This is a genomic window from Bacillus infantis, assembly GCF_008180445.1.
Taxonomy (GTDB): domain Bacteria; phylum Bacillota; class Bacilli; order Bacillales; family Cytobacillaceae; genus Bacillus_AB; species Bacillus_AB infantis_B.
In genome coordinates this window covers 28812-48761 of the sequence record NZ_VTER01000016.1, presented here as the reverse complement: position 1 = coordinate 48761, position 19950 = coordinate 28812, and the positions used below count along the sequence as shown (strand labels likewise).

The 19950-nt window shown below is 47.6% G+C and carries 26 protein-coding genes and 1 pseudogene; 13 read left to right on the top strand and 14 right to left on the bottom strand.

Annotation, left to right across the window (positions count from 1 at the left end; translation table 11 throughout):
* The first annotated feature begins 55 nt into the window (after window positions 1-55).
* From FZD51_RS23325 to FZD51_RS23315, 4 genes are all read left to right on the top strand, one after another.
* Complete coding sequence (locus FZD51_RS23325) at window positions 56-541, top strand: NUDIX domain-containing protein (RefSeq protein ID WP_148976912.1); 486 nt, start codon at window positions 56-58, stop codon at window positions 539-541.
* A gap of 153 nt (window positions 542-694) precedes the next feature.
* Window positions 695-820: a YuiA family protein gene (locus FZD51_RS26340; protein ID WP_187445873.1), complete on the top strand. Its 126-nt coding sequence runs from the start codon at window positions 695-697 to the stop codon at window positions 818-820.
* A gap of 164 nt (window positions 821-984) precedes the next feature.
* Window positions 985-1302: a YuiB family protein gene (locus FZD51_RS23320; protein ID WP_420886299.1), complete on the top strand. Its 318-nt coding sequence runs from the start codon at window positions 985-987 to the stop codon at window positions 1300-1302.
* A 331-nt stretch (window positions 1303-1633) separates the two neighbouring features.
* On the top strand, window positions 1634-2344 hold the full coding sequence (locus tag FZD51_RS23315; RefSeq protein WP_148976910.1) for a 3D domain-containing protein: 711 nt from the start codon (window positions 1634-1636) through the stop codon (window positions 2342-2344).
* 114 nt (window positions 2345-2458) lie between these two features.
* Here FZD51_RS23315 and FZD51_RS23310 read toward each other — a convergent pair whose 3' ends face one another.
* Entirely contained in the window at window positions 2459-3235 is a 777-nt protein-coding gene (locus FZD51_RS23310; RefSeq protein ID WP_148976909.1) for a cobalamin-binding protein, read from the bottom strand.
* A 10-nt stretch (window positions 3236-3245) separates the two neighbouring features.
* A complete protein-coding gene (locus FZD51_RS23305) occupies window positions 3246-3725 on the bottom strand; it encodes a divergent PAP2 family protein (RefSeq protein WP_009791424.1) in 480 nt (159 codons plus the stop codon).
* A 171-nt stretch (window positions 3726-3896) separates the two neighbouring features.
* On the opposite strand from FZD51_RS23305, the pseudogene FZD51_RS23300 reads away from it, so the two are divergent.
* The 4 genes and pseudogenes from FZD51_RS23300 to FZD51_RS23285 all read left to right on the top strand — a co-directional run bounded on the left by FZD51_RS23300 (window position 3897) and on the right by FZD51_RS23285 (window position 8177).
* A pseudogene (locus FZD51_RS23300) lies at window positions 3897-4318 on the top strand (DUF309 domain-containing protein).
* Between the two features lie 61 nt (window positions 4319-4379).
* Entirely contained in the window at window positions 4380-5882 is a 1503-nt protein-coding gene (locus tag FZD51_RS23295) for a leucyl aminopeptidase (RefSeq protein WP_148976908.1), read from the top strand.
* 276 nt (window positions 5883-6158) lie between these two features.
* The gene (locus FZD51_RS23290) at window positions 6159-7472 is read left to right on the top strand and encodes a Na+/H+ antiporter family protein (protein ID WP_148976907.1); all 1314 of its coding nucleotides are present in this window, start codon (window positions 6159-6161) and stop codon (window positions 7470-7472) included.
* A 111-nt stretch (window positions 7473-7583) separates the two neighbouring features.
* Window positions 7584-8177: a sulfite oxidase-like oxidoreductase gene (locus FZD51_RS23285; RefSeq protein WP_148976906.1), complete on the top strand. Its 594-nt coding sequence runs from the start codon at window positions 7584-7586 to the stop codon at window positions 8175-8177.
* 199 nt (window positions 8178-8376) lie between these two features.
* Here the strand turns inward: FZD51_RS23285 and FZD51_RS23280 are convergent, their stop codons facing one another.
* From FZD51_RS23280 to FZD51_RS23270, 3 genes are read right to left on the bottom strand one after another with little or no spacing between them, the layout of a single operon-like run.
* Window positions 8377-9441, bottom strand: a complete 1065-nt coding sequence (locus FZD51_RS23280) for an alpha/beta fold hydrolase (RefSeq protein ID WP_148976905.1) — start codon at window positions 9439-9441, stop codon at window positions 8377-8379.
* Window positions 9431-9955 (bottom strand): hypothetical protein, encoded by a 525-nt coding sequence (locus FZD51_RS23275; protein ID WP_148976904.1) that lies wholly within the window; start codon window positions 9953-9955, stop codon window positions 9431-9433. The genes FZD51_RS23280 and FZD51_RS23275 overlap by 11 nt, the downstream gene beginning before the upstream one ends.
* 26 nt (window positions 9956-9981) lie before the next feature.
* A complete protein-coding gene (locus tag FZD51_RS23270; RefSeq protein ID WP_148976903.1) occupies window positions 9982-10755 on the bottom strand; it encodes an SDR family oxidoreductase in 774 nt (257 codons plus the stop codon).
* Window positions 10756-10984: 229 nt separating this feature from the next.
* On the opposite strand from FZD51_RS23270, the gene FZD51_RS23265 reads away from it, so the two are divergent.
* The 3 genes from FZD51_RS23265 (at window position 10985) to FZD51_RS23255 (ending at window position 11801) form a co-directional block, all read left to right on the top strand.
* A complete protein-coding gene (locus FZD51_RS23265; protein ID WP_148976902.1) occupies window positions 10985-11239 on the top strand; it encodes a hypothetical protein in 255 nt (84 codons plus the stop codon).
* Between the two features lie 29 nt (window positions 11240-11268).
* Window positions 11269-11460, top strand: coding sequence for a hypothetical protein (locus tag FZD51_RS23260; protein WP_022544333.1), 192 nt, complete (start codon window positions 11269-11271; stop codon window positions 11458-11460).
* 155 nt (window positions 11461-11615) lie between these two features.
* The gene (locus FZD51_RS23255) at window positions 11616-11801 is read left to right on the top strand and encodes a hypothetical protein (RefSeq protein WP_022544332.1); all 186 of its coding nucleotides are present in this window, start codon (window positions 11616-11618) and stop codon (window positions 11799-11801) included.
* A 114-nt stretch (window positions 11802-11915) separates the two neighbouring features.
* Here FZD51_RS23255 and FZD51_RS23250 read toward each other — a convergent pair whose 3' ends face one another.
* Window positions 11916-12323: a YuzC family spore coat inner layer protein gene (locus FZD51_RS23250; RefSeq protein ID WP_148976901.1), complete on the bottom strand. Its 408-nt coding sequence runs from the start codon at window positions 12321-12323 to the stop codon at window positions 11916-11918.
* Window positions 12324-12574: 251 nt separating this feature from the next.
* On the opposite strand from FZD51_RS23250, the gene FZD51_RS23245 reads away from it, so the two are divergent.
* Window positions 12575-13180, top strand: a complete 606-nt coding sequence (locus tag FZD51_RS23245) for a DedA family protein (protein WP_009795432.1) — start codon at window positions 12575-12577, stop codon at window positions 13178-13180.
* Window positions 13181-13229: 49 nt separating this feature from the next.
* On the opposite strand, the gene FZD51_RS23240 is transcribed toward FZD51_RS23245, so the two are convergent.
* A complete protein-coding gene (locus FZD51_RS23240; RefSeq protein WP_009795431.1) occupies window positions 13230-13412 on the bottom strand; it encodes a hypothetical protein in 183 nt (60 codons plus the stop codon).
* 363 nt (window positions 13413-13775) lie between these two features.
* On the opposite strand from FZD51_RS23240, the gene FZD51_RS23235 reads away from it, so the two are divergent.
* Entirely contained in the window at window positions 13776-14159 is a 384-nt protein-coding gene (locus FZD51_RS23235; protein ID WP_035403284.1) for a PaaI family thioesterase, read from the top strand.
* A 46-nt stretch (window positions 14160-14205) separates the two neighbouring features.
* On the opposite strand, the gene mnhG is transcribed toward FZD51_RS23235, so the two are convergent.
* Genes mnhG through FZD51_RS23200 form a run of 7 tightly spaced genes read right to left on the bottom strand, consistent with a single transcriptional unit; the run spans window position 14206 to window position 19950 of the window.
* Entirely contained in the window at window positions 14206-14577 is a 372-nt protein-coding gene (gene mnhG / locus FZD51_RS23230) for a monovalent cation/H(+) antiporter subunit G (protein ID WP_148976927.1), read from the bottom strand.
* Complete coding sequence (locus FZD51_RS23225) at window positions 14561-14845, bottom strand: Na(+)/H(+) antiporter subunit F1 (RefSeq protein WP_009795427.1); 285 nt, start codon at window positions 14843-14845, stop codon at window positions 14561-14563. The genes mnhG and FZD51_RS23225 overlap by 17 nt, the downstream gene beginning before the upstream one ends.
* Window positions 14845-15321, bottom strand: coding sequence for a Na+/H+ antiporter subunit E (locus tag FZD51_RS23220; protein WP_009795426.1), 477 nt, complete (start codon window positions 15319-15321; stop codon window positions 14845-14847). The genes FZD51_RS23225 and FZD51_RS23220 overlap by 1 nt, the downstream gene beginning before the upstream one ends.
* Window positions 15322-15325: 4 nt before the next feature.
* Window positions 15326-16807, bottom strand: a complete 1482-nt coding sequence (locus FZD51_RS23215; RefSeq protein ID WP_148976900.1) for a Na+/H+ antiporter subunit D — start codon at window positions 16805-16807, stop codon at window positions 15326-15328.
* Window positions 16800-17141, bottom strand: coding sequence for a Na(+)/H(+) antiporter subunit C (locus FZD51_RS23210; protein ID WP_148976899.1), 342 nt, complete (start codon window positions 17139-17141; stop codon window positions 16800-16802). Before FZD51_RS23210 ends, FZD51_RS23215 begins: the two co-directional genes overlap by 8 nt.
* Window positions 17141-17563, bottom strand: a complete 423-nt coding sequence (locus FZD51_RS23205) for a Na(+)/H(+) antiporter subunit B (protein ID WP_009795423.1) — start codon at window positions 17561-17563, stop codon at window positions 17141-17143. The genes FZD51_RS23210 and FZD51_RS23205 overlap by 1 nt, the downstream gene beginning before the upstream one ends.
* Window positions 17560-19950, bottom strand: a complete 2391-nt coding sequence (locus FZD51_RS23200; RefSeq protein WP_148976898.1) for a Na+/H+ antiporter subunit A — start codon at window positions 19948-19950, stop codon at window positions 17560-17562. The genes FZD51_RS23205 and FZD51_RS23200 overlap by 4 nt, the downstream gene beginning before the upstream one ends.

Below are 19950 nucleotides of genomic sequence, written 5' to 3'. Positions count from 1 at the left end.
GAAGCAGAGCTCTGCTACAATAGAAAGATCATTATGCATGGAGGTCTTAAAAGTAATGGAGAGCAAACGTGGTAAAGTGTGGCTTGCTGTTTCAGGCCTGGTTATTTCACCGGAGGGAAAGTGGCTTTTAGTTAAGAAAAAATACGGCGGGCTGAAGGGCAAATGGTCGCTGCCTGCAGGCTTTGTTAATCCCGGGGAGACTGCCGATGAAGCAGCTGTAAGGGAAGTAAAGGAAGAAACGGGAATTGAAAGCAGGCCGGTCGGCATGATAGGGCTGAGGACTGGTGTGATCCGCGGTGAGGTCAGCGACAATATGATCCTTTTTCTTATGGCCCCTGAAAAAGGCCAAAGCATCACTGTCCAGGAAAGCGAGCTGATGGATGTGCAGTTTATGGACCCTGGAGAAGCAGCGGTCCATGAAGATGCCTCTATCCTCCTCAAATATTTGACTGAACTTAAAGAAGGGGCTGCCAAACAGCTGATAGACGGCGTTAACCCTGGCGACCACTTCGGATACTCCGCGTATAAACTATTTTTATAATTTTCAGAAATTATTAGAATTCATTAGATATTGTAAGATAATCTGACATGTATGCGTTTACAGCGGGGCTTTTCCGGCTAATATGAAGCTTTTCATTTTCCTCTATACTTGGTATATTATCAGAAAATTCAGTGCTAAAAGGGGATGAGCAGGATGGCAGCAACGACATATGAGACCAAAGAATGCGACTATTGTTCAGGGAAGGGCTATTTCCAGCTTTTATTAGGCGGCTCTGAAACATGCACCTGCTGCAACGGTTCCGGCAAGAAGAAAGGATGAAAGAAAACCCTGCTGACGGCAGGGTTTTTCCGTGGCTCGTTTTTTCTTCAGCCAGGCCTGAACAGTTATAGTTGTTAAAAAGTGTTCACAAAATTAAAATTGACTACCTTTCGGCCATTCAGTACACTTAAAAGTGATGTTTTAAGGGGGTACTGCCTGTGCAGATGACTATTTTTGTGTTGCCAATTTCAATGCTGCTATTTTTCGTTTTATTTTTTGGAATCGGTTTTATATTGAATATGCTGCTTAGAATGTCCTGGATCATGGCCATTATTTATCCGATCATCGCAATCCTGATTGTTGACCAGGTCCGTTTCATAGAATATTTCACTAACAGCAGTGAAGCATTTCCTGAGCTGGGAAGGCTTATGTCAGAGCTTGCCATGGCTGATGTCCTGATTTTAAGCAGCGGGATGGCTGGTGCAGTGGCAGCCGGTATTACAATTAAACTGCTGAGAAGCAAAGGCTACAGAATGTTTTAATGAAAAAGCATTCCCATACAGGGAGTGTTTTTTTTTGCTCTATGAAACAAATTTTTACAGTAATGAGCCTAAGATCAAGACAGGATATCAACAGACCCTGCTATTAAAAAGCTGCTGAAAAGCTGAGAATTGCGGCTAAAACACTTCAGAATCATAAATTTTTTAAATTTTTTCGGGAAATACCCTTCCTGTACTAAAACCTTGATACAGCAGGCTTTATAGGAAATTTACTTCTAATACAAAAGCCCCGGTATTGCCTTTATTCCAATCCTCCCAGGAATACTTTTTCTAAAGTTGGGAAATGATTAACTTGGGAGGAGTGAATTATTATATGAATAGACTAAAAAAATGGACAAAGCGCATCATCATGTCAGTTTTATTTTTAGGGGCACTGCTTACCACCTTTCAATCCATATCCGGAGTAGGCGCAAAAACCCTTGAGTCCTATCAGTACGAAGGCGGCGGGGCAGCAGCTGAAATGAAAGATTATGCTTTCTTAGACCATACATATAAAACAATGGGACTTGCCTACAAATATCTTCCGAGGCTGGAAGCGAATGAGCTGATTTCCTCAGCGGAGGCGGTTACTGCCGAGCCACAGTCCCTGGAAGAAGCATTCAATTGGTCAGAATATCCCGCCAAATCCGTAGTGGCGACCGGCTATACGGCCTATTATGAATCAACAGGAAAGAATCCGGGGCACCCGTCCTTTGGCATTACATACTCTGGCGTCAAGGTAAAACGGGATCTGTACTCTACAGTAGCAGCAGACCTGAACGTTTTCCCAATCGGCACCATCCTGTTCATACCGGGTTATGGATACGGGGTCGTAGCTGACAAAGGCGGCGCCATCAAAGGTAATAAGCTTGATCTATATTATGAAACCGTCGAAGACGTCTACAGCAGCTGGGGCAAAAAAACGCTTGATGTTTATGTGATTGAAGAGGGAGACGGAAGCCTGACTGAAGAGGAACTGAGCGCCCTTAACGAAAACGAATCCATGCAGGTATTCCGCCAACAGTACAGGGCTGTGGAGGAATAGGAAAAGCGGATAACTAACTCGCAAATAAATTGTGAAAGCCGCAAATAAAAGCTAAAAAGACAATAAAACCAAGAAAGAGGGAAGCCGGATCAAACGGCCTCCCTCTTTTTATCGCTAAAAGCATTCCGGATGCAGCATACGGGCGAGCCTTTCAGCGCCTTCAATCAGGCGGGGGGAAGGGCGGCAATACAGTTCTTCCTCCAGTACGAGGATTCTTTCCTGTTTGACTGCCTCAAGTTCCTTCCAGCCTGGCCTTTTCACCACAATCTCCGGCTTTACCTTTTCTTTGCGGACGCCTACCCATGCAAGGCAGATATAATCAGGCTGGCGGCGGAGGACGTCCTCCCAATCTGTCTGGACGCTGGCGAGTTCCACATCCCTGAACAGATTGACGGCGCCGGCAAGCTCGCTGATTTCAGTGAGCCAGTTGATGCTTCCGGGGGTGAAAACCGGCTTTGGCCACCATTCCCAGTAGAGGGAGGGTTTGTGCCCGGCGCCTGCCGATTTTTCCTGCAGGCTTTTAATTTTCGTCCTGAATTCGCCGGCTGCCTTTTCACCCAATCCAGGATATCCGGCAGCCTCGGCTGCTGTACCCAGGTCCCGGGCAATATCCTCAAGGCTTTGGGGATTAAGGGTAATGAAAGGCAGGTTCCTATTCCTTAATTCCCCGATATTTTTCTCCATCCCCGGCACGCTCAAGGATGCCAGTACGAGATCAGGCTTCAGCGCCTCAACCTTATCCATATCAATTGACAAATCAGGTCCGAGTCTTGGCAGATGAAGCACCTCCTCCGGCCAGTCAGAATAGTCATCGATTCCGACCAGAAGATGTGTCAGTCCGAGGTAAGCGATAATTTCAGTGTTGCTGGGGCAGATAGATACTATTCTCATAAAAGTCTCCTTATAGATTAACTAGCATATCGAGAACCAGGGTCAAAGCAATCCCTGTCAGGCCCCCGAAAAACACTTCAATCGGTTTGTGGCCGAGGAGCTCCTTCAGTTCTTTCTGTTTTTCTTTTTCGGCCTTTTTCTGCCATACTTTGGCTTCTTCGACGAATTTATTAAAATCGTTCACAAGCTGATTCAGGACAATGGCCTGTTCGCCTGCCTGCCTTCTTACACCGGTTGCATCAAACATCGTGATGATGGCAAACACAGCTGCCACCGCGAATACAGCAGAGTCCATCCCGGTTTCCAGGGCGACTCCCGTGGAAAGGGCAGTAACGGCGGCCGAGTGGGAGCTGGGCATGCCTCCCGTGCTTGTCAAGAGTGACCAGTCCAGTCTCCTCGTCGCAATATACTGAATGGGCACCTTTACAAACTGTGCAAAAAAGATTGCGGCCAGTGCAGACCATAAGGGGAAGTTGAGCAATAAATCCATCGGGAAACCACCTTTTCATTTTTTGGCTGTTTTGCAGCTGCCTGGGCTGACAGGAAGCAAGTGGAGCTGGAACTGCCATTAAGCCTCAGCTGCAGGGCGGAGTGCCCTTTTGTTTTTTATACCCGCCGGGGCGGAAGTTGAATACTGTAATTTATGTACATCTGATATGATATGAATAACCAGGAGTATGAATACATTCTGCGCAGGGGTGATTGCATGCTTTATCCCAAAGAATATTATGAGTTCTTCATCTGTTTCAATGAAGGAGACTATTACACTTGCCATGACCTTTTAAGGAAATGTGGATGGAAGACAAAGCCAATTTGTTCTTCAAAGGGCTGCTGCAAATGAGTGTGGCCATCTACCATTACGAGTACGGCAATGTTAAAGGCGCCAGGCTCATGATGCGGGCTGCCCATTCTTATCTCCAATCCTACAGGCCGAAGCATTGGGGGCTGGACCTTGAAAAGGTGTACGTATTCATCTCTGCATGCCTCTCCATTATACCAGAGACTATAGATACAATTCCTTATGAGGAGGTAAAAACCCTCCCCGCTCTCCCTGATATCTATTTATTTTTGGAAGATGATTAGATTCTCGAAATAAATCATTTTATCCGATATAATAAAGGTATTAATACTGGAGGTGAGCAGAATGTATACAATCAAAAAGGATTTGGACTTCGGTGCCGGCCATGAGGCCCTTGTCATCGGATTATTTGATAAGCCTGCCAAGCTAGAAGGCAATCTGGCCAAGGCAGATGACATTTTTGAAGGAAATCTGACAGAACTGATGAAAAGCGGAGACATTTCAGCTAAGAAAAAAGCGGTTTCCAAAATACATACATTTGGCAAAACAGGAGTCAAAAGGATTTATTTTGTAGGTCTTGGGAAAGAAAAGGAACTGGATTTTGAAGTGCTGAGGGAAGCTTTCGGAAAGGTCTTTAAGCGTTTAAAAGAAGACAGGCTGCAGGAGGCTGCTCTTTATCTTGACTCTTTCACAGCAGAGAATGCAGACGCAAATGATGCGGCGCATGCTGCAGCAGAAGCTTTCGAGCTTTCAGCATATGAATTCCAGGGCTACAAGCAGAAATCGAACGAGCCTGAAAAGAAAATCGAAAGCCTGACCGTGTACAGCACTGCAGATGAAGCTGAGGTTAAGGCTTCACTTGAAGTCGGGACTGCCCACGGAAAAGGGACAAACTCTGCGAGGACGCTCGTAAACCTTCCAGGTAATATGCTGACAGCAACAGATTTGGCGGACTATGCGCTTGAGCTTGCAGGCAAATATCATTTCGAAGCGGAAATTCTTGAAAAAGAAGATATGCTGAAGCTCGGCATGGGCGCACTTCTTGCCGTCAATCAGGGATCTGCAGAGCCTCCGAAAATGATTGTCCTGAAATACCAGGGCAGGGACGAGTGGACCGATGTGGTCGGTCTGGTCGGAAAAGGCATCACTTTTGATACAGGCGGCTATTCACTCAAGCCGAAAGACGGCATTGTCGGCATGAAGACCGATATGGGCGGAGCTGCCGCTGTGCTTGGCGCCATGGAAATCATTGGTGAACTGAAGCCGGCACAGAATGTTGTTGCCGTCATTCCGTCTACAGACAATATGGTGAGCGGTACTGCATTCAAGCCAGATGACGTTATCACTTCCATGAGCGGAAAAACGATTGAAGTCCTGAATACAGATGCAGAAGGGCGCCTTGCTCTTGCTGATGCTGTCACTTATGCCAAGCATCATGGAGCAGGCTATCTGGTAGATGTGGCGACTTTGACAGGCGGTGTGATCGTCGCGCTTGGCAATGATACTACTGGCGCATTGGCGAATAATGAGGCTCTCTATGAGCAGGTGCTCGAAGCTTCATTTGAAGCCGGAGAACCGATCTGGAGGCTTCCATTATTTGAAAAAGACAAGGCACGCATCAGGAGCAGCAAGGTTGCCGATCTGAACAACTCTCCTGGACGTGCAGGGCATGCCATCATGGGCGGGGGCTTTGTCGGGGAATTTGCCGAAGGGACTCCTTGGGTGCATTTGGATATTGCCGGCACTGCTACTGTTGACAAGGCGCATGATCTGGGACCTTCCGGTGCCACCGGAGTGATGGCCAGAACACTTGCACTTATGGTAGAACGATTTGAGCCATTTGAATAAGAACTAATTTGGCCTGGCCCTCAAGGGGCCGGGCTTTTTTCATTTTTCAATATCATTCCTGCACCGTCCTCCAATCCCTGGAAGTCCCCCGGAATCATTGACAGGCCTGCCCCTGTATGGTATTTTAATATTTGTGTTTTAGTTCTTTACCGATTTATCAGAGTAAAGCGAACAGGAGGAAGCTAACATTTCAGAGAACATGCTTCCTGCCAGAACGCGCTGAACTATTCATTCCATATACTTATACGTTTCTTACATCAAGAGAGGGGATTTAACATGAATGCAGTTATTGCAGCTGTGCTTGTGATGCTGGCGCTGAGCCTTTTGCGTGTGAACGTTGTGTTTGCACTGATTGCAGGGGCATTGGTTGGCGGTTTGACGGGCGGGCTGTCTGTAGATAAAGTAATTGAGGTATTTACAAACGGGCTTGGAGGCAGTGCCGAGGTGGCTCTCAGCTATGCGCTTCTTGGCGGGTTTGCCGTTGCCATTTCCAAAACCGGGCTTCCCAACTTAATGGTGGACTGGGTGCTGGGGGTTGTCGGCAAAAACGGCGGATCCAAGGGAAAGGCTTATTCAAAGGCTTTAATCGTGTTTTCTATTCTTTTAATGGCCTGTTTTTCCCAGAATTTGATTCCAATCCATATTGCTTTTATTCCAATCCTGATTCCGCCGCTTCTTCATGTCATGAATGAACTGAAAATAGACCGGCGCCTGATTGCTTCAGTCCTGACATTCGGGCTGACTGCACCTTATATCCTGCTTCCTGCAGGATTCGGGAAGATTTTTCATGAAATACTGGCCAGCAATATGGCTGACAGCGGGCTTGTCATTGAAATGGGAGATATCCCAAAAGCAATGCTGATTCCGACTGCCGGTCTTGCGGCAGGCCTTATTATCGCAGTGTTCTTCTCATACCGAAAATCTAGAAGCTATGAGACTATCGAAATCGCTGCACCGGAAAAAGGAAGCTATTCAAAACTGGCCATCCTGTTTTCCATTCTTGCCATTGTCGCGGCACTTACAGTTCAGATCATCCTGGACTCTATGATATTCGGGGCGCTGAGCGGCATCCTGGTCATTTATATCAGCGGAGCAATCCGCTGGAGGGAAGCAGATGCCCTGTTGACCGAAGGAATGAAAATGATGGCTTTCATCGGGTTTGTCATGCTGGCGGCCTTTGGGTTTGCTGATGTGCTGAAAGAAACCGGCGATGTTGAGAGGCTTGTTGAGCAGGCTGCGGCTATCATCGGCGGCAGCAAGCCTCTTGCAGCTTTCCTTATGCTCCTTGTCGGCCTGCTCGTGACAATGGGCATCGGGTCATCCTTCTCGACCATCCCGATCATTGCGACGATTTTTGTTCCGCTTGCCATGGAGCTTGGCTTCAGCCCTATGGCGACCATTGCTTTGGTTGGAACAGCCGCTGCTCTCGGAGATGCCGGATCGCCGGCTTCAGACAGTACGCTCGGGCCGACGGCCGGGCTTAATGCGGATGGACAGCATAATCACATTTGGGATACATGTGTGCCAACCTTTGTGCACTATAATATTCCGCTGATTGCCTTTGGCTGGATTGCAGCCATGGTTCTATAATCAAGTTGAGGGGCTCCTTTAATGGAGCCCCTCTTTTTGCATATTCCTGTGTATGGACAGAAATATAGGATAATATATCCTTACATACAGAAGTGAATGGGGTGATTTTGCATGTATTTTGGAAAAGTCAGGAAAGGGGACGGAGGGCGTGTACCGCCGAACCAGAATGTGACCGCATCTTTTCCGGTCCTGCACCATGGCAATGTTCCTTATTACTCGAATCTGGATAACTGGTCGCTGCGGATCTTCGGGACAGTGGAAAAGGAAAAGGTATTCAGCTACGGCGATCTTCAAAAGCTGCCGCAGACAGAGTCCGGGAATGACATCCATTGTGTCACTGGCTGGTCAAAGCTGGATAATGTGTGGAGAGGTGTTGCTGCAAAAGAGATTGTCAGGCTGGTAAAGCTTAGAGATGAAACATCATTTGTCATTCTGCATGCAGAGGAAGGATGGACGTCCAACCTGCCGCTTGCAGACTTCCTGAAGGAAACGAGCCTCCTGGCACACTCCCATAATGGGGAGACTCTTACCCCGGAACACGGATATCCGCTCCGCGCCGTCATTCCGCACCTTTACTTCTGGAAAAGCGCCAAATGGCTCCGCGGCATCGAGTTTTCTGCTGTGGATAAGCCTGGATTCTGGGAAAGAAATGGCTACCATAATTATGGAGATCCTTTCAAAGAAGAAAGGTTCAGCTTTGATTGACTGCCCATGGAAAAAGCCTCATCTCTTTTGGAGATGAGGTTTTCTTTAAAGGACAAGCCTCACTAATGGCTGCAGCATCTTTTGAAATAATCTGCAAACACAATTGAGGCGAACCCGTAATAGCTGCAGTGAGCTGTTGGTTTAAAAAGCTTCTCATAGCTCAAGGTATAAAACATCGTATCCCTCCATTGTCCAGATTTTAGCTGCCGGAAGGCTCTGAGTGTTCATGGAGCCAATCGGTCAGGTAGGGAGGAAGCTGTCCGCCGGATGCAAGATTGGCGTGCCCTCCATGCTGCAAGTGAAAAGTTCTGTCTTTGCTTGAAACCAGTTTGATCACAGGCTCGACCTGTTCTCTGGGAACCAGCCTGTCTCCAGCTGTGGCAACAGCAAGAAGGTTTGCCTGAATATTGGCCAGGTCTGCTTTTTTTCCATCAATGACAAGAGAGCCGTCCATCAGGGAGTTCTTTCTCCCGAGCTCATGGAAAATCTGCTTTAAGGCAGCTCCGGAAAAGGGAATATGGCCTGTTGTCCATGTGTTGAACCTCAGCCACTTTTCTCTGTATTCCTCATCATACGAGCGGTTTAAGAGAGAGAGGTAGTGAGATAAGTAGATAGGTGAGGTAAGGAGCCGCATGCCGGCTTCCATAAAAGGGGCCGGGATGATTCCGAACGCGTCAATGACAGCATCGAAATCGGCCCTGCCTGTTGAAACAGCTTCAATCCATTCGTCATAGGCGGGCAGGATGCTGAAATCAATCGGTGTCACAAATAAAACCAGGTTCTTGATCGGCTCCTCTGAGATGCTTGCATATATGGCTGCAATGGTCCCGCCAAGGCAAAAGCCCATGACTGTCAGCTCTGAAGCCCCTGAGTGGGTAAGGGCCCGAGCGGCGGCTTTCGCAATATAATCCCTGATATAGTCGGTGATCGTCAGGTCTTTATCTTCATATCCGGGAGTGCCAAAATCAATAAGATATACATCATAGCCGCTGTTGACAAGTACTTCGATCATGCTTTCATTCGGTGCAAGATCCAGGATATAAGGCTGGTTGATGAGTGAATAAATCAGGAACATAGGAGTGCTGTACTTTTTTTCCGCCGGAGGATAATGCCATAAGACCGCTTTGTTCTTTTTCCAGACTGCCTTTCTGTATGTGCATCCCTGATCGGGCTGTGCTGCCGAGAGTGTCCTGAAAAATCCTTTCCATCTCTCCTGTTCCTTTTCGGACCAGAATCCATTGGAGCTGCTGATATTATCTCCCATTATTTTTCGATCCTTTCGAAGGCAATCCATATTGGATTTCAGCATTTTTCTGGAGGTTATCCAGAAGAATGCTGAGTGCCCTGGACCGTGCTTTCCGTCTCTTTCCAGCAGGACTGGCTTCGGCATCCAGTCCTGAATCAGCATTGGGTTCTTTTTTCGCTTCCGGATTTGCGGATTCAAGCTTCTCAAGCGAGCCCTTGATTTCGGCAAGTGTACTGGACAGTGCCAGCATTTGTTCATCAAGCTGATCGACTTTTTCTTCAACCTGAATGGCCAGTTTTGCCACGCGGGCCACATCATTCTTTGTAGGGAAGTTTAAAGGTATGGAAAGCAACTCAACCATATTCCTGCATTGGCTGATCATACTCGCGATTACAGCTGAATTAGCGCTGGCTGAAAGCAGAAGTTCTTCTTTATTCAGCTGCTTTTTTATCAGCTCATTCAACTCAAATTCAAGCTTCATTCCCATTTTTTTTAATGAACTGAATAATTCCTGCGCTTGTTCATTTGACATTTCGCCTGCTCCTTTCCGCTGTTTTTCTAGATGGTTGCCGTCAAGCCGCCATCTACTACAAGCGTATGGCCTGTCACATAATCAGAAGCACTGGAAGCCAGAAACAAGGCTGTTCCTTTTAAATCCTCATTCTTGCCAAACCTTCCGGCAGGTATTTTTTTCAGCAATATTTTATTGGTTTTTTCCATGGATGCCGTCATTTTTGTCGGGAACAGGCCCGGGGCAATACTGTTGACCTGGATGTTATAAGGGGCGAGCTTCACAGCCAGATCCTTTGTCAGCACCATCAGCGCCCCTTTACTGGTGTTGTATGCCGGTGTATCCAGGAAGCCGGATGGAGCCCCCCTGAATCCTGTGACAGATGCGATATTGATGATTTTTCCGCTGCCCTGATCCTTCATGGCCCTGGCAGCTGCCTGGGTGAATAGGAATGCGCCCTTCACATTTACATCCATCACTTTGTCCCATTTGTCTTCCGGGTAGTCCAGGAGCGGAGCGACCCAGGAAGTTCCGCTGTTATTGATCAGGATGTCAATCCGGCCGAATTGGCTGATCGTTTCCGCGATGACAAAGCTGATATTGTTTTCATTGGTCACATCGCATTCCAATGCCAATGACTGGGCTCCCATGGATGCCAGTTTCTTGCTGACAGTCTGGCACGCCTCAAGATTCCTGGAACAGACAACTATATTTGCTCCTGCCTCTGCAAGTGCATAGGCCATCTGCTCGCCGAGCCCCCGCCCGCCGCCGGTGACGATGGCCGTTTTATTGGACAAATCGAAAAGTCCTTTTGTATCCATATATGATATCCCTCCTTATTGGAACAGCTGTAAGGCTACATAAGATGAGTTTCCCGAATACCCTGCAGACTGCCGTTTTATGCTTCGCTATATTATAGACGAGCCATAATGCAAAAGTGCAGAAAATGGTTGTTCTCCCAGAGCCTTTTCTTGCTGGGGAAAGTATAAAAACAGCCTGTTTGGGAAAAATCAAAAATGGAAGATTTCTGGTATGCAGGGAGGCTGCCGTATGGATGAAAAGCAGATAAGGGAAATATTCGATGAGGCAGGATACAGCGCACTTGGTCAGGCATTGAGCTTCAAGCTTTGGCTTTCAGGCGTGACGGAGCATTCCGGGGCAGGAGATAGTCCGCTGGAGCTCCTTTTGGAGGCATGCTCTTTCAATGATGGTGAGCCGATCCTCTTCGACCAATTTCTGTTCCAGCTCCGGCTGGTCAGCTCTGCAGATGAACGGAATTGCCTTCCCATTGGTTATTGGAAGTGAAAAATAAGAAGCAAAGAAGAGGTGCTAACATGCAGAAAAATGCAAGAGGGTATGTACAGGACTCTTATGGATCCCTGAATCAGGCGAAAGATTCCCTGCAGCAGGCATTATCAACGGTAGAACAGGGTTCAAACCGTGAGCGCATCGAGGAATCCCTCCAGGCGGTCGAACAGGCACTGCAGGCGTGCGGACAAACGGCAGATATATTGGAACAAAAATAATGCTGAAAAACACAGGAGAGCTTCTCCTGTGTTTTTTTGCCGATGAAGAACAGCCCGGCGGCGAATGCCCTGGTTAGCGGACAAATGCCCAGTCCAAAAGGCATTCGCCTGCATATGTAGTAGTGTAGGGAAGAAAATAAGGAGGTAGACCTTTTATGCATCCATATAGAGCGCCATATTATGCTGGAGGCGGTTCAAGATTTTTCTTTGGGGCGCCGTTTGTAGGCGGATTGCTTGGAGGGCTTGTCGGCAGTGCACTGTTTTTTCCGCGGCCAAGGCCTTACTTTTACCCGCCGCCATTTTACGGCCCGCCATACGGCGGAGGATATCCGTATTACTGATTGATGAAGGTATGAAGTGCCATTTAACAATACACTCTCTCTTTTAAGGCTCTCTGGCTAGGAGAGCTTCTTTCTGTTGTACTGAAATTCCTGCCCTGCTGCTGCATCCTGCACTTACATCCATCTGAGCTTTAAGGTCAGGCTGCAGCACTGAGCATGGTCATCTTTTGCTTCAAATACCAGGGTGAGCCCGTCCGGTGTATATGTGACACGGGGCTGTGACTTGATTCCGGTTGCCTTGATCATTTCTTCTGCTTTTTTTGTCTGGGATTGCTGGGCAGCTGACATCAGATCATTGGAAAACTGCTTGGAAGTGGCCATCATGTCAAGCAGTGAGCTGGCATCACTCATTAGATCCTGCATATGCTTGGCGGAGCTCATAAAGGTGGCAGGATTGACAGAAGGAAACTGCCTCACGCTGGCTGTATAATAGAGCTGGCGGGGAGGCGGAGGAAAATGGCATCCAGGCTGCGGGTAGCGGCTGATGCTGTTTCTTCTTCCATAATAATAATGTGGAAACATCTATTTGGCCCCTTTCATGGAACATAATCCAGGTGCACCCATTCATTCCATCTATATGCGGCGGCCCCCATTCTTACGATTGCGTGTGAAAAAAAAACTGCCAGCCATCGTAATCGGGTATGTGCTTTGCAGGAAGGAATATACATTTAAGAAGCATGAGAGAATTAGTATGGATTCATAAAGATAAAAGAGGGGTAAACAAGGGTAATGGAGAATTCTTAAATAAATGGAGAGCGGGGGAGGTGCTGAAGATGGAGCTGGATTATATTTTGCTGCTGATTGAAGAAAATGGCTATGTCGGCCTATTCCTGTGGCTCTGGTTCGGCGTCTTCGGCATCCCCGTCCCGAATGAAGTCATTGCCATGACAGTCGGGATGGTCTCCTCGATGAGTGTGCTTCATCCTCTTGGGGCCTTTCTTGTGACCTATGCCGGCATGACTGCCGCGCTGACGACCTGCTATACACTTGGCCGGTTCATCGGCCGGCCGCTGATCAAATATTTCCATAAAAGAAAACGGTTTGCAAAAATCATCGATGACTCTTTGAGGCTGATGGATAAGCATCATGCCTTTTCCCTTTCACTCAGCTATTTCATACCGGGGCTGCGCAATTTTGTCCCATTCCTCTATGGCTTCAGCAGGCTTCCATTTAAAACCTTCGCATTGTTTGCCTTCAGCGGGGCACTGCTCTGGCTTGCGGTTGCTTTCACTTTAGGATATCTGTTCGGCGACCATATAGATGCCATCATCCTTTATGGAAAAGAGGCGCTCTTGGCCGGTGCCGTCTTTGCGCTTATCATCCTCGTGATCAAGACACGCAGCAGAAGAAAAAAAGAAAAGCAAAGGGAGCTGGCGTGAAGGAGCCAAAAAAAGAAAAGGCAGCGTGCAAAAGCTGCCTTTTTGTGTGCTAATAGTGATGGCGGTGTTCAACCAGGTCAATGGCTCCCAGAACGATATGGGCAAGTCCGAAGCCGACAATGGTGTCGGACAGCGTGCTGTCTACTTTTCTGGATTGCTTCAGCGCGTAGCCTGTTGCTGTTACAGCTGTACCAAGAACTGCTGGAATTAAACCTTCACGGATATGATCCATAAATGAACACCCCTGTCTATGGTTTGGTCCATGTCTTTGCGGAACTTGATGGACATCTTTAGTTTGCCGCAGCAGGCTATTTTTATTTAGCTTTGTTAAACATTGTTGTTGATTTTGGGCTGCATTTCAGCTGTGCTGAAATGCAGCCCAAAATCAACAAGGTACACTAACGCAGCCTTTTATTTAAGCAGTTATTTTGTTTTAAATTGGTCACCGAAGCAACACACTGCTCCCGGCCATTGGGGCAGGGAATGAGGAGCAAGGATACTTTGGCAGGTTGTCTGTCACAAGGATTGAAGTTATAGTAAAAGTACATACATAGTCATGCACCATGGTTAAAAACATGGAGGGGGAACTGAAATGATGAAATTGGAGAATACGCTGATACATGCCTTGGGAATCGAAGTGACTGAGCTTGGGAAAGGGCATGTGACAGCGACCATGCCGGTCGATGAGAGGACCAGGCAGCCTTTCGGGCTTTTGCATGGCGGCGCCTCGGTTGCTTTGGCTGAAACGGTGGCCAGCATCGGTGCATTTGAATTGGTGGACCAGGAAAAACAAGCTGTGGTCGGCCTTGAGATCAACGCCAACCATATCAGGGCAAAAAAAGACGGAGTCGTCACTGCAGCTGCCACTGTTCTTCATCAGGGAAAATCAACAATGGTCTGGGATATCAAAATCACTGATGAAGAAGGGAAACTTGTGTGTGTTTCAAGATGCACAATGGCGGTCATTCAAAGGAAATAGCAGCATCTGGGCATGAGAATAATAAGAAAAGCCATGAGGGATTCCCTCATGGCTTTTCTTGTTTGACGCTTACCTGTGAATTTTTCTTTGTTTTTAAATCATCCTGGACGCTTACATCCGCCAATGGGACGCCTGCGTTATATGCTGCACGGCTGATCAGGTGGCCGGCAACAGGGGATGTCATAAAGATAAATATGATTCCCAGAATAAGCCTTGAGTTGAAATGCCCTTCTTCTGCATAAAAATAAAGGAAGGTCCCAAGCAGAACGGACATGACACCCAATGTAGCGGCTTTGGAGGCGGCGTGGTTCCGTGTGTATACATCAGGCAGCCTGATTACTCCAAATGCCGCTACAAGGCTGAGAAAGGCCCCTATCAGGATCAGAACAATGATGATGATTCTAATGATTTCGATCACGTTCAATAATAACCCCCTTTTCAAGATATTTCGAGAAGGCTACCGTGCCGATGAATGCAAGGATACCGATCAGCAGGATGATCTCCAGGAAAGCATTGGTTTTCAGCAAGATGGAAATGAGTGCAATGACAGCTACGAGATTGATCCCTATGGCATCGAGTGCCACGATTCTGTCAGGGATGGTTGGCCCCTTGATTACACGGTAGATAAGGCCGACCATGCTGACGGAAATGCAGAGCAGCGAAATTTGTACAATCACTTCCAGCATCACTTGCTCACCTCCATGATTGCTTTTTCAAAAGAATTCTTGATGCTGCTGACCGATTCATGGACATCCCCTATATCCATGGCGTGGATATAAAGGATTCTATTATCATCGGAAACATCGATGACCAGCGTTCCCGGCGTTAAAGTGATCAGCCCCGAAAGGACCGTGATTTCCCAGTCCTCGGTCAGCTCTGTTTCAAGGGCAAAGATGCCGGGCCTGATATCAAGCTTTGGCTTCAGGATCACCTTCAGTATGGCGATGTTGGATAATATCAGCTCCCTCATGAAGATCAGCAGCAGATTCAGGACAGCCGCGACCCGGAGCAGATAAAAGCGTGAATCGAAGAACCGCCTGAATGCAAAGATGATCAGCAGCCCGAAGAAATAGCCGACAAGGAATGTTACCGGGTCATATGAGACCTTGAGGAACATCCATACAAATGCTAAAAAGAAATTCAATAAAATTTGAAATGCCATATCATTACTCCTTTAAGACTGCATTGATATAGAGATTTGGGTCCGAAAGAGTTTCAGCAGCCTGTGAGATATAAGGATAGATCACTTCTGTCCCGACTCCCATAAATACAGACAGGGCAGTGAGCATCACCGGAGCAATGAGCAATGTCCTTACAGGAGCTTTGTCTTCATTTTTGTAGGAGCGGGGATTTCCCCAGAATCCATTGATGAAGATTTTCATGACTGAGAACAGCACCAGGAGGCTTGATAGAAGGACGATTCCTGCACCCCAATAGCGGCCGGCTTCAAATCCTCCCTGGACGATCAGGAGCTTTCCGATGAAGCCGCTGAGCGGAGGAATCCCCGCAAGGGCAAGTGCCGCAATGAAATAGGTCCAGGCAAGCCCGGGGTACCTTTTGATCAGCCCGCTGATATGGCGGAGGTTGCTTGTCCCCGTAATGCTGATGATGATTCCGGCAAGCAGGAAGAGCGCTGCTTTAATGATCATATCGTGAATGATGTAAAAGAGCGACCCGGCCAGTGAATCCGGAGTCATTGCCGCAATCCCGAATACGATGACCCCGACGGCGACAATAATATTGTAAATGATGATTCTTTTGACGTCCCAGTATGCAACTGCCCCTATCACCCCGAGGATGATGGTCAGCACTGCGAGTATACTGAGAATTTCATGAGTATACCCCTGGTCATGATAAAAGAAGAGAGTATACGTCCGCATGATGGAGTAGACTCCTACCTTGGTCAGCAGGGCGCCGAAGACGGCCATGACCGGAATGGGCGGTGCATAGTAAGAGCCTGGAAGCCAAAAGTAAAGCGGAAATATGGCGCCCTTCAGCCCGAACACGATAAGGAACAGAACAGCGACAACCGTCAGAATGCCCGGCTGTCCGAACGCTGCGATTTTCACGGAAATATCGGCCATGTTCAGGGATCCTACAATAGAATATAAATAGCCTACTGCAATGACGAACAGTGCTGATGATATGACATTCACCAGAATATACTTGATGGATTCCCGAAGCTGGATCTTCGTCCCGCCGAGAACGATCAGGACATATGATGCCATGAGCATAACTTCGAAGAAAACAAACAGATTGAAAATATCCCCTGTAGTGAATGCCCCGTTGACGCCGACGATCAGAAACTGGAATACAGGGTAATAATAAAATTTCTCGCGGTCAATGCCAATGGATCTGAAAGAATAAATCAGGCAGGCCAGGGATATCAGGCTTGTTGTCAAAACAAGCAGGGCAGAAGCCATATCAGACACCAGTGTGATTCCGTAGGGCGCCTCCCAGCTGCCCAGATCGACTGTCTGAATGCCGTCATTGTGCACCTTCTGCACAAGCACGAAGGCAGCAGCAGCCGTAACCCCGGCAGATATCCCGGAAACCCAGCGCTGTGCAGGGACATTTTTAGCGAGAAAGATTAAAAGGATCGCTGTTGCCAGCGGGATGAGAATGGGAAGCATTAATAAGTTAGTCATTTCCTTCTTTTCCTCTCAATCTTTCCATATTATCTGTGCCAAGTTCCTGGTAGGCGCGGTAGGCCATAACCAGGAAGAAGGCTGTAACGCCAAAGCTGATAACGATGGCAGTAAGGATCAGGGCCTGGGGAATGGGATCGGCATAATTTACAGCATGCTCCCCCAATAATGGCGGATCTCCCCTCTTCAGTCCCCCCATGGTAATCAATAGAAGATGGGCGCCATGGCTTAAAAGGCCTGTTCCAATAATGATTCTGAGCAAGCTTTTTGAAAGCATCAGATAAGTGGCAGACATAAACAGAATGCCAATGAGAACGGACATTAATATCTCCATTATTCATCCTCCCCTATTGTTTGAATAATGGTCATTGTAACTCCGACAACGACAAGGAATACACCGGTATCGAACAGTACTGCCGTGTGCAGGGAAGTTTTCCCGAGCAGCGGCAGATAGACATCATTAAAGGCGTGTGTCAGAAAAGGGACATTGAACAGCAGAGCGCCTGCCCCTGTTCCGACAGCAAACAAAAGCCCCGTAGCAATCATATATTTATAGTCGATCGGCAGAATATTTGCGACTGTCTTCATATCAAAAGCGAGCAGGAGCAGCACGATGGCACCGGATGTCATCAACCCGCCGACAAACCCGCCGCCTGGATAATAGTGGCCGGCAAAGAACAGATGGATTGAAAACAGTATGATGATGAACAGGGCGACCTTCGTCACTGTCTGCAGTATGATATCGTTCGTTTTCACCCTTCATTCCTCCTTGCCAGGCGGAGCTTGATCATCGCGAAGATGCCGAGGGCGGCAATCCCGAGAACGCATATTTCAAACATGGTATCAAAGCCCCTGAAGTCAACCAGTATCACGTTGACCATATTTTTTCCTGCTGCTTCTTTATAAGTATTTTCAACATAATAGCCTGCAATAGATTCAACAAGCTTATTGCTGTGTGCAGAAAGGGCGATCAGCGTGACGATGGCGCCAACCCCGATCGATACTGCAAGATTGACTGCTTTAAAGCGGATTCTCTCTTCATTCCGCTTCAGCTTAGGCAGGTGATAGAAGCAGAGCAGGAAAAGCGACACAGACACAGTTTCAATGACAAGCTGTGTCAGAGCAAGGTCTGGTGCCCTGAATAATACAAAGAACAGAGCTACTGTATATCCGACTGCACCGAGCAGGATGATCGATGTCAGCCTTGACTTGGCAAACAGGATAGAAATGGATGCAGCGGCAATGATCAGCGCCAGCAGCACTTCATAGAAGCCGATTGAAGACAGATCATTTGTGCTCAGCTTAAAGGCATTCTTCCAGACAAGCGTCGTGCCAAGCAGCAGAATAAAGAATGTAAAGATGTACAAAAGATATGTCCGGATAAACCCGTTCATATAGGTTCTTGTCAGGTTTGATGAGAAAATCTGCATGCCTTCTATGCCGCCATCATAAAAGCGGTTGAGTGCAAGCTTCTCAGGGAACAGATCATAAATCTGGCGCCATTTGTCCAGTGTGGTATAAAGCAGTACTCCAAATGCAATGACCCCAAGCGTCATGAAAAGCTCTGGAGTGAAGCCGTGCCAGAATGAAATATGCACGTCAAACACAAGGCCTGGCATGATCACTCCAAGGGCTGGGGCGATAATGGTGCTTGACAGGATATTCGGGAAGAATCCGATGATAACGACCAGTGAAGCCAGGATAATCGGCGAAATAAGCATGCCGAAAGGAGCTTCATGCGGTTTTTTATCGAGCTTTTCAGGCTGGAACTTACCTGTGAATGTCTTAAATACAAGCACCATGCTGTAAATGAACGTAAACACGCTTGCAATCCAGGCAAGCACTGGGAATAAAATGCCCCAGGTATCCAGATTGAATATATCCACTTCAAGAATGTTGACCATTCCGGTAAAGAACATTTCCTTGCTGAGGAACCCGTTAAATGGAGGCAGGCCGGCCATTGAAAAGGCTCCAATCATTGCAAGGGTAAAGGTAATCGGCATAAAGCTCATTAGTCCGCCGAGCTTGCGGATATCCCTGGTCCCGGTTTCATGGTCAACGATGCCGACCACCATAAAGAGGCTCCCTTTAAAGGTGGCATGGTTGATCAAATGAAACACTGCCGCAGTTGTAGCAATCGTATAGAAGCTGTCTTCCACGGAATCGTAATGCAGGGCAGCTGCACCGAGTCCAAGGAGGGACATGATCAGTCCGAGCTGGCTGATGGTTGAAAAAGCAAGGATACCTTTGAGGTCTGTCTGCTTGACGGCAGAGAAGGAACCCCAGAACAGCGTAACGATCCCGAAGGATGCCACAAGCCACAGCCAGATGCCGGACTCCGCAAAGACCGGGCTCATCCTGGCTACTAAATAGATGCCTGCTTTTACCATTGTCGCAGAATGGAGGTATGCACTGACAGGCGTCGGCGCCTCCATTGCGTCAGGAAGCCAGATATGAAAAGGGAATTGTGCCGATTTTGTAAAAGCGCCCAGCAGGAAACAAAGCAGAGCAGGGACAAAGTACGGCTTTTCCATGATTTCAGAGGCCATCGGGACGATTTCGGAAATAGAGAAAGTTCCTGTCATCAGATAAAGCAGGATGATCCCGCCCAGCATAGCCAGTCCGCCAAGGACCGTGATCATCATTGATTTCTGGGCGCCGTAGCGGGATTTTTCCCTGTGATACCAATAGCCGATCAGAAGGAAAGAAGAAAAGCTGGTCAGCTCCCAGAAAGCATACATGACTATCAGGTTATCGGATAGGACAACTCCCAGCATAGCCCCCATGAACAGGAGAAGATAAACATAAAAGGTGTTGAGCTTTTCTTTTTCCTTAGAAAGATAATAAATGGAATAGAGCACCACTAGTGCTCCGATGCCTGTGATTAAAAGGGCGAAAAGCAGCCCGAGGCCATCGACCCTGGCTGTAAAATCGATCCCGAAGGATGGAATCCAGGAAAGGGTCCTGCTTACTGCCCCATTCGCTTTTGTTTCCGGCAGATAGCTGATGAAATAGCTGAAAAGCAGGATGGGCAGGGGCAATAGGAACCACCCGGTATGTATTTGCCTGAAATATTTATAGAAGAACGGTATAAATATGGCAAACAATAATGGCGACACAATCGCCAAATGCAGCAAAGACAA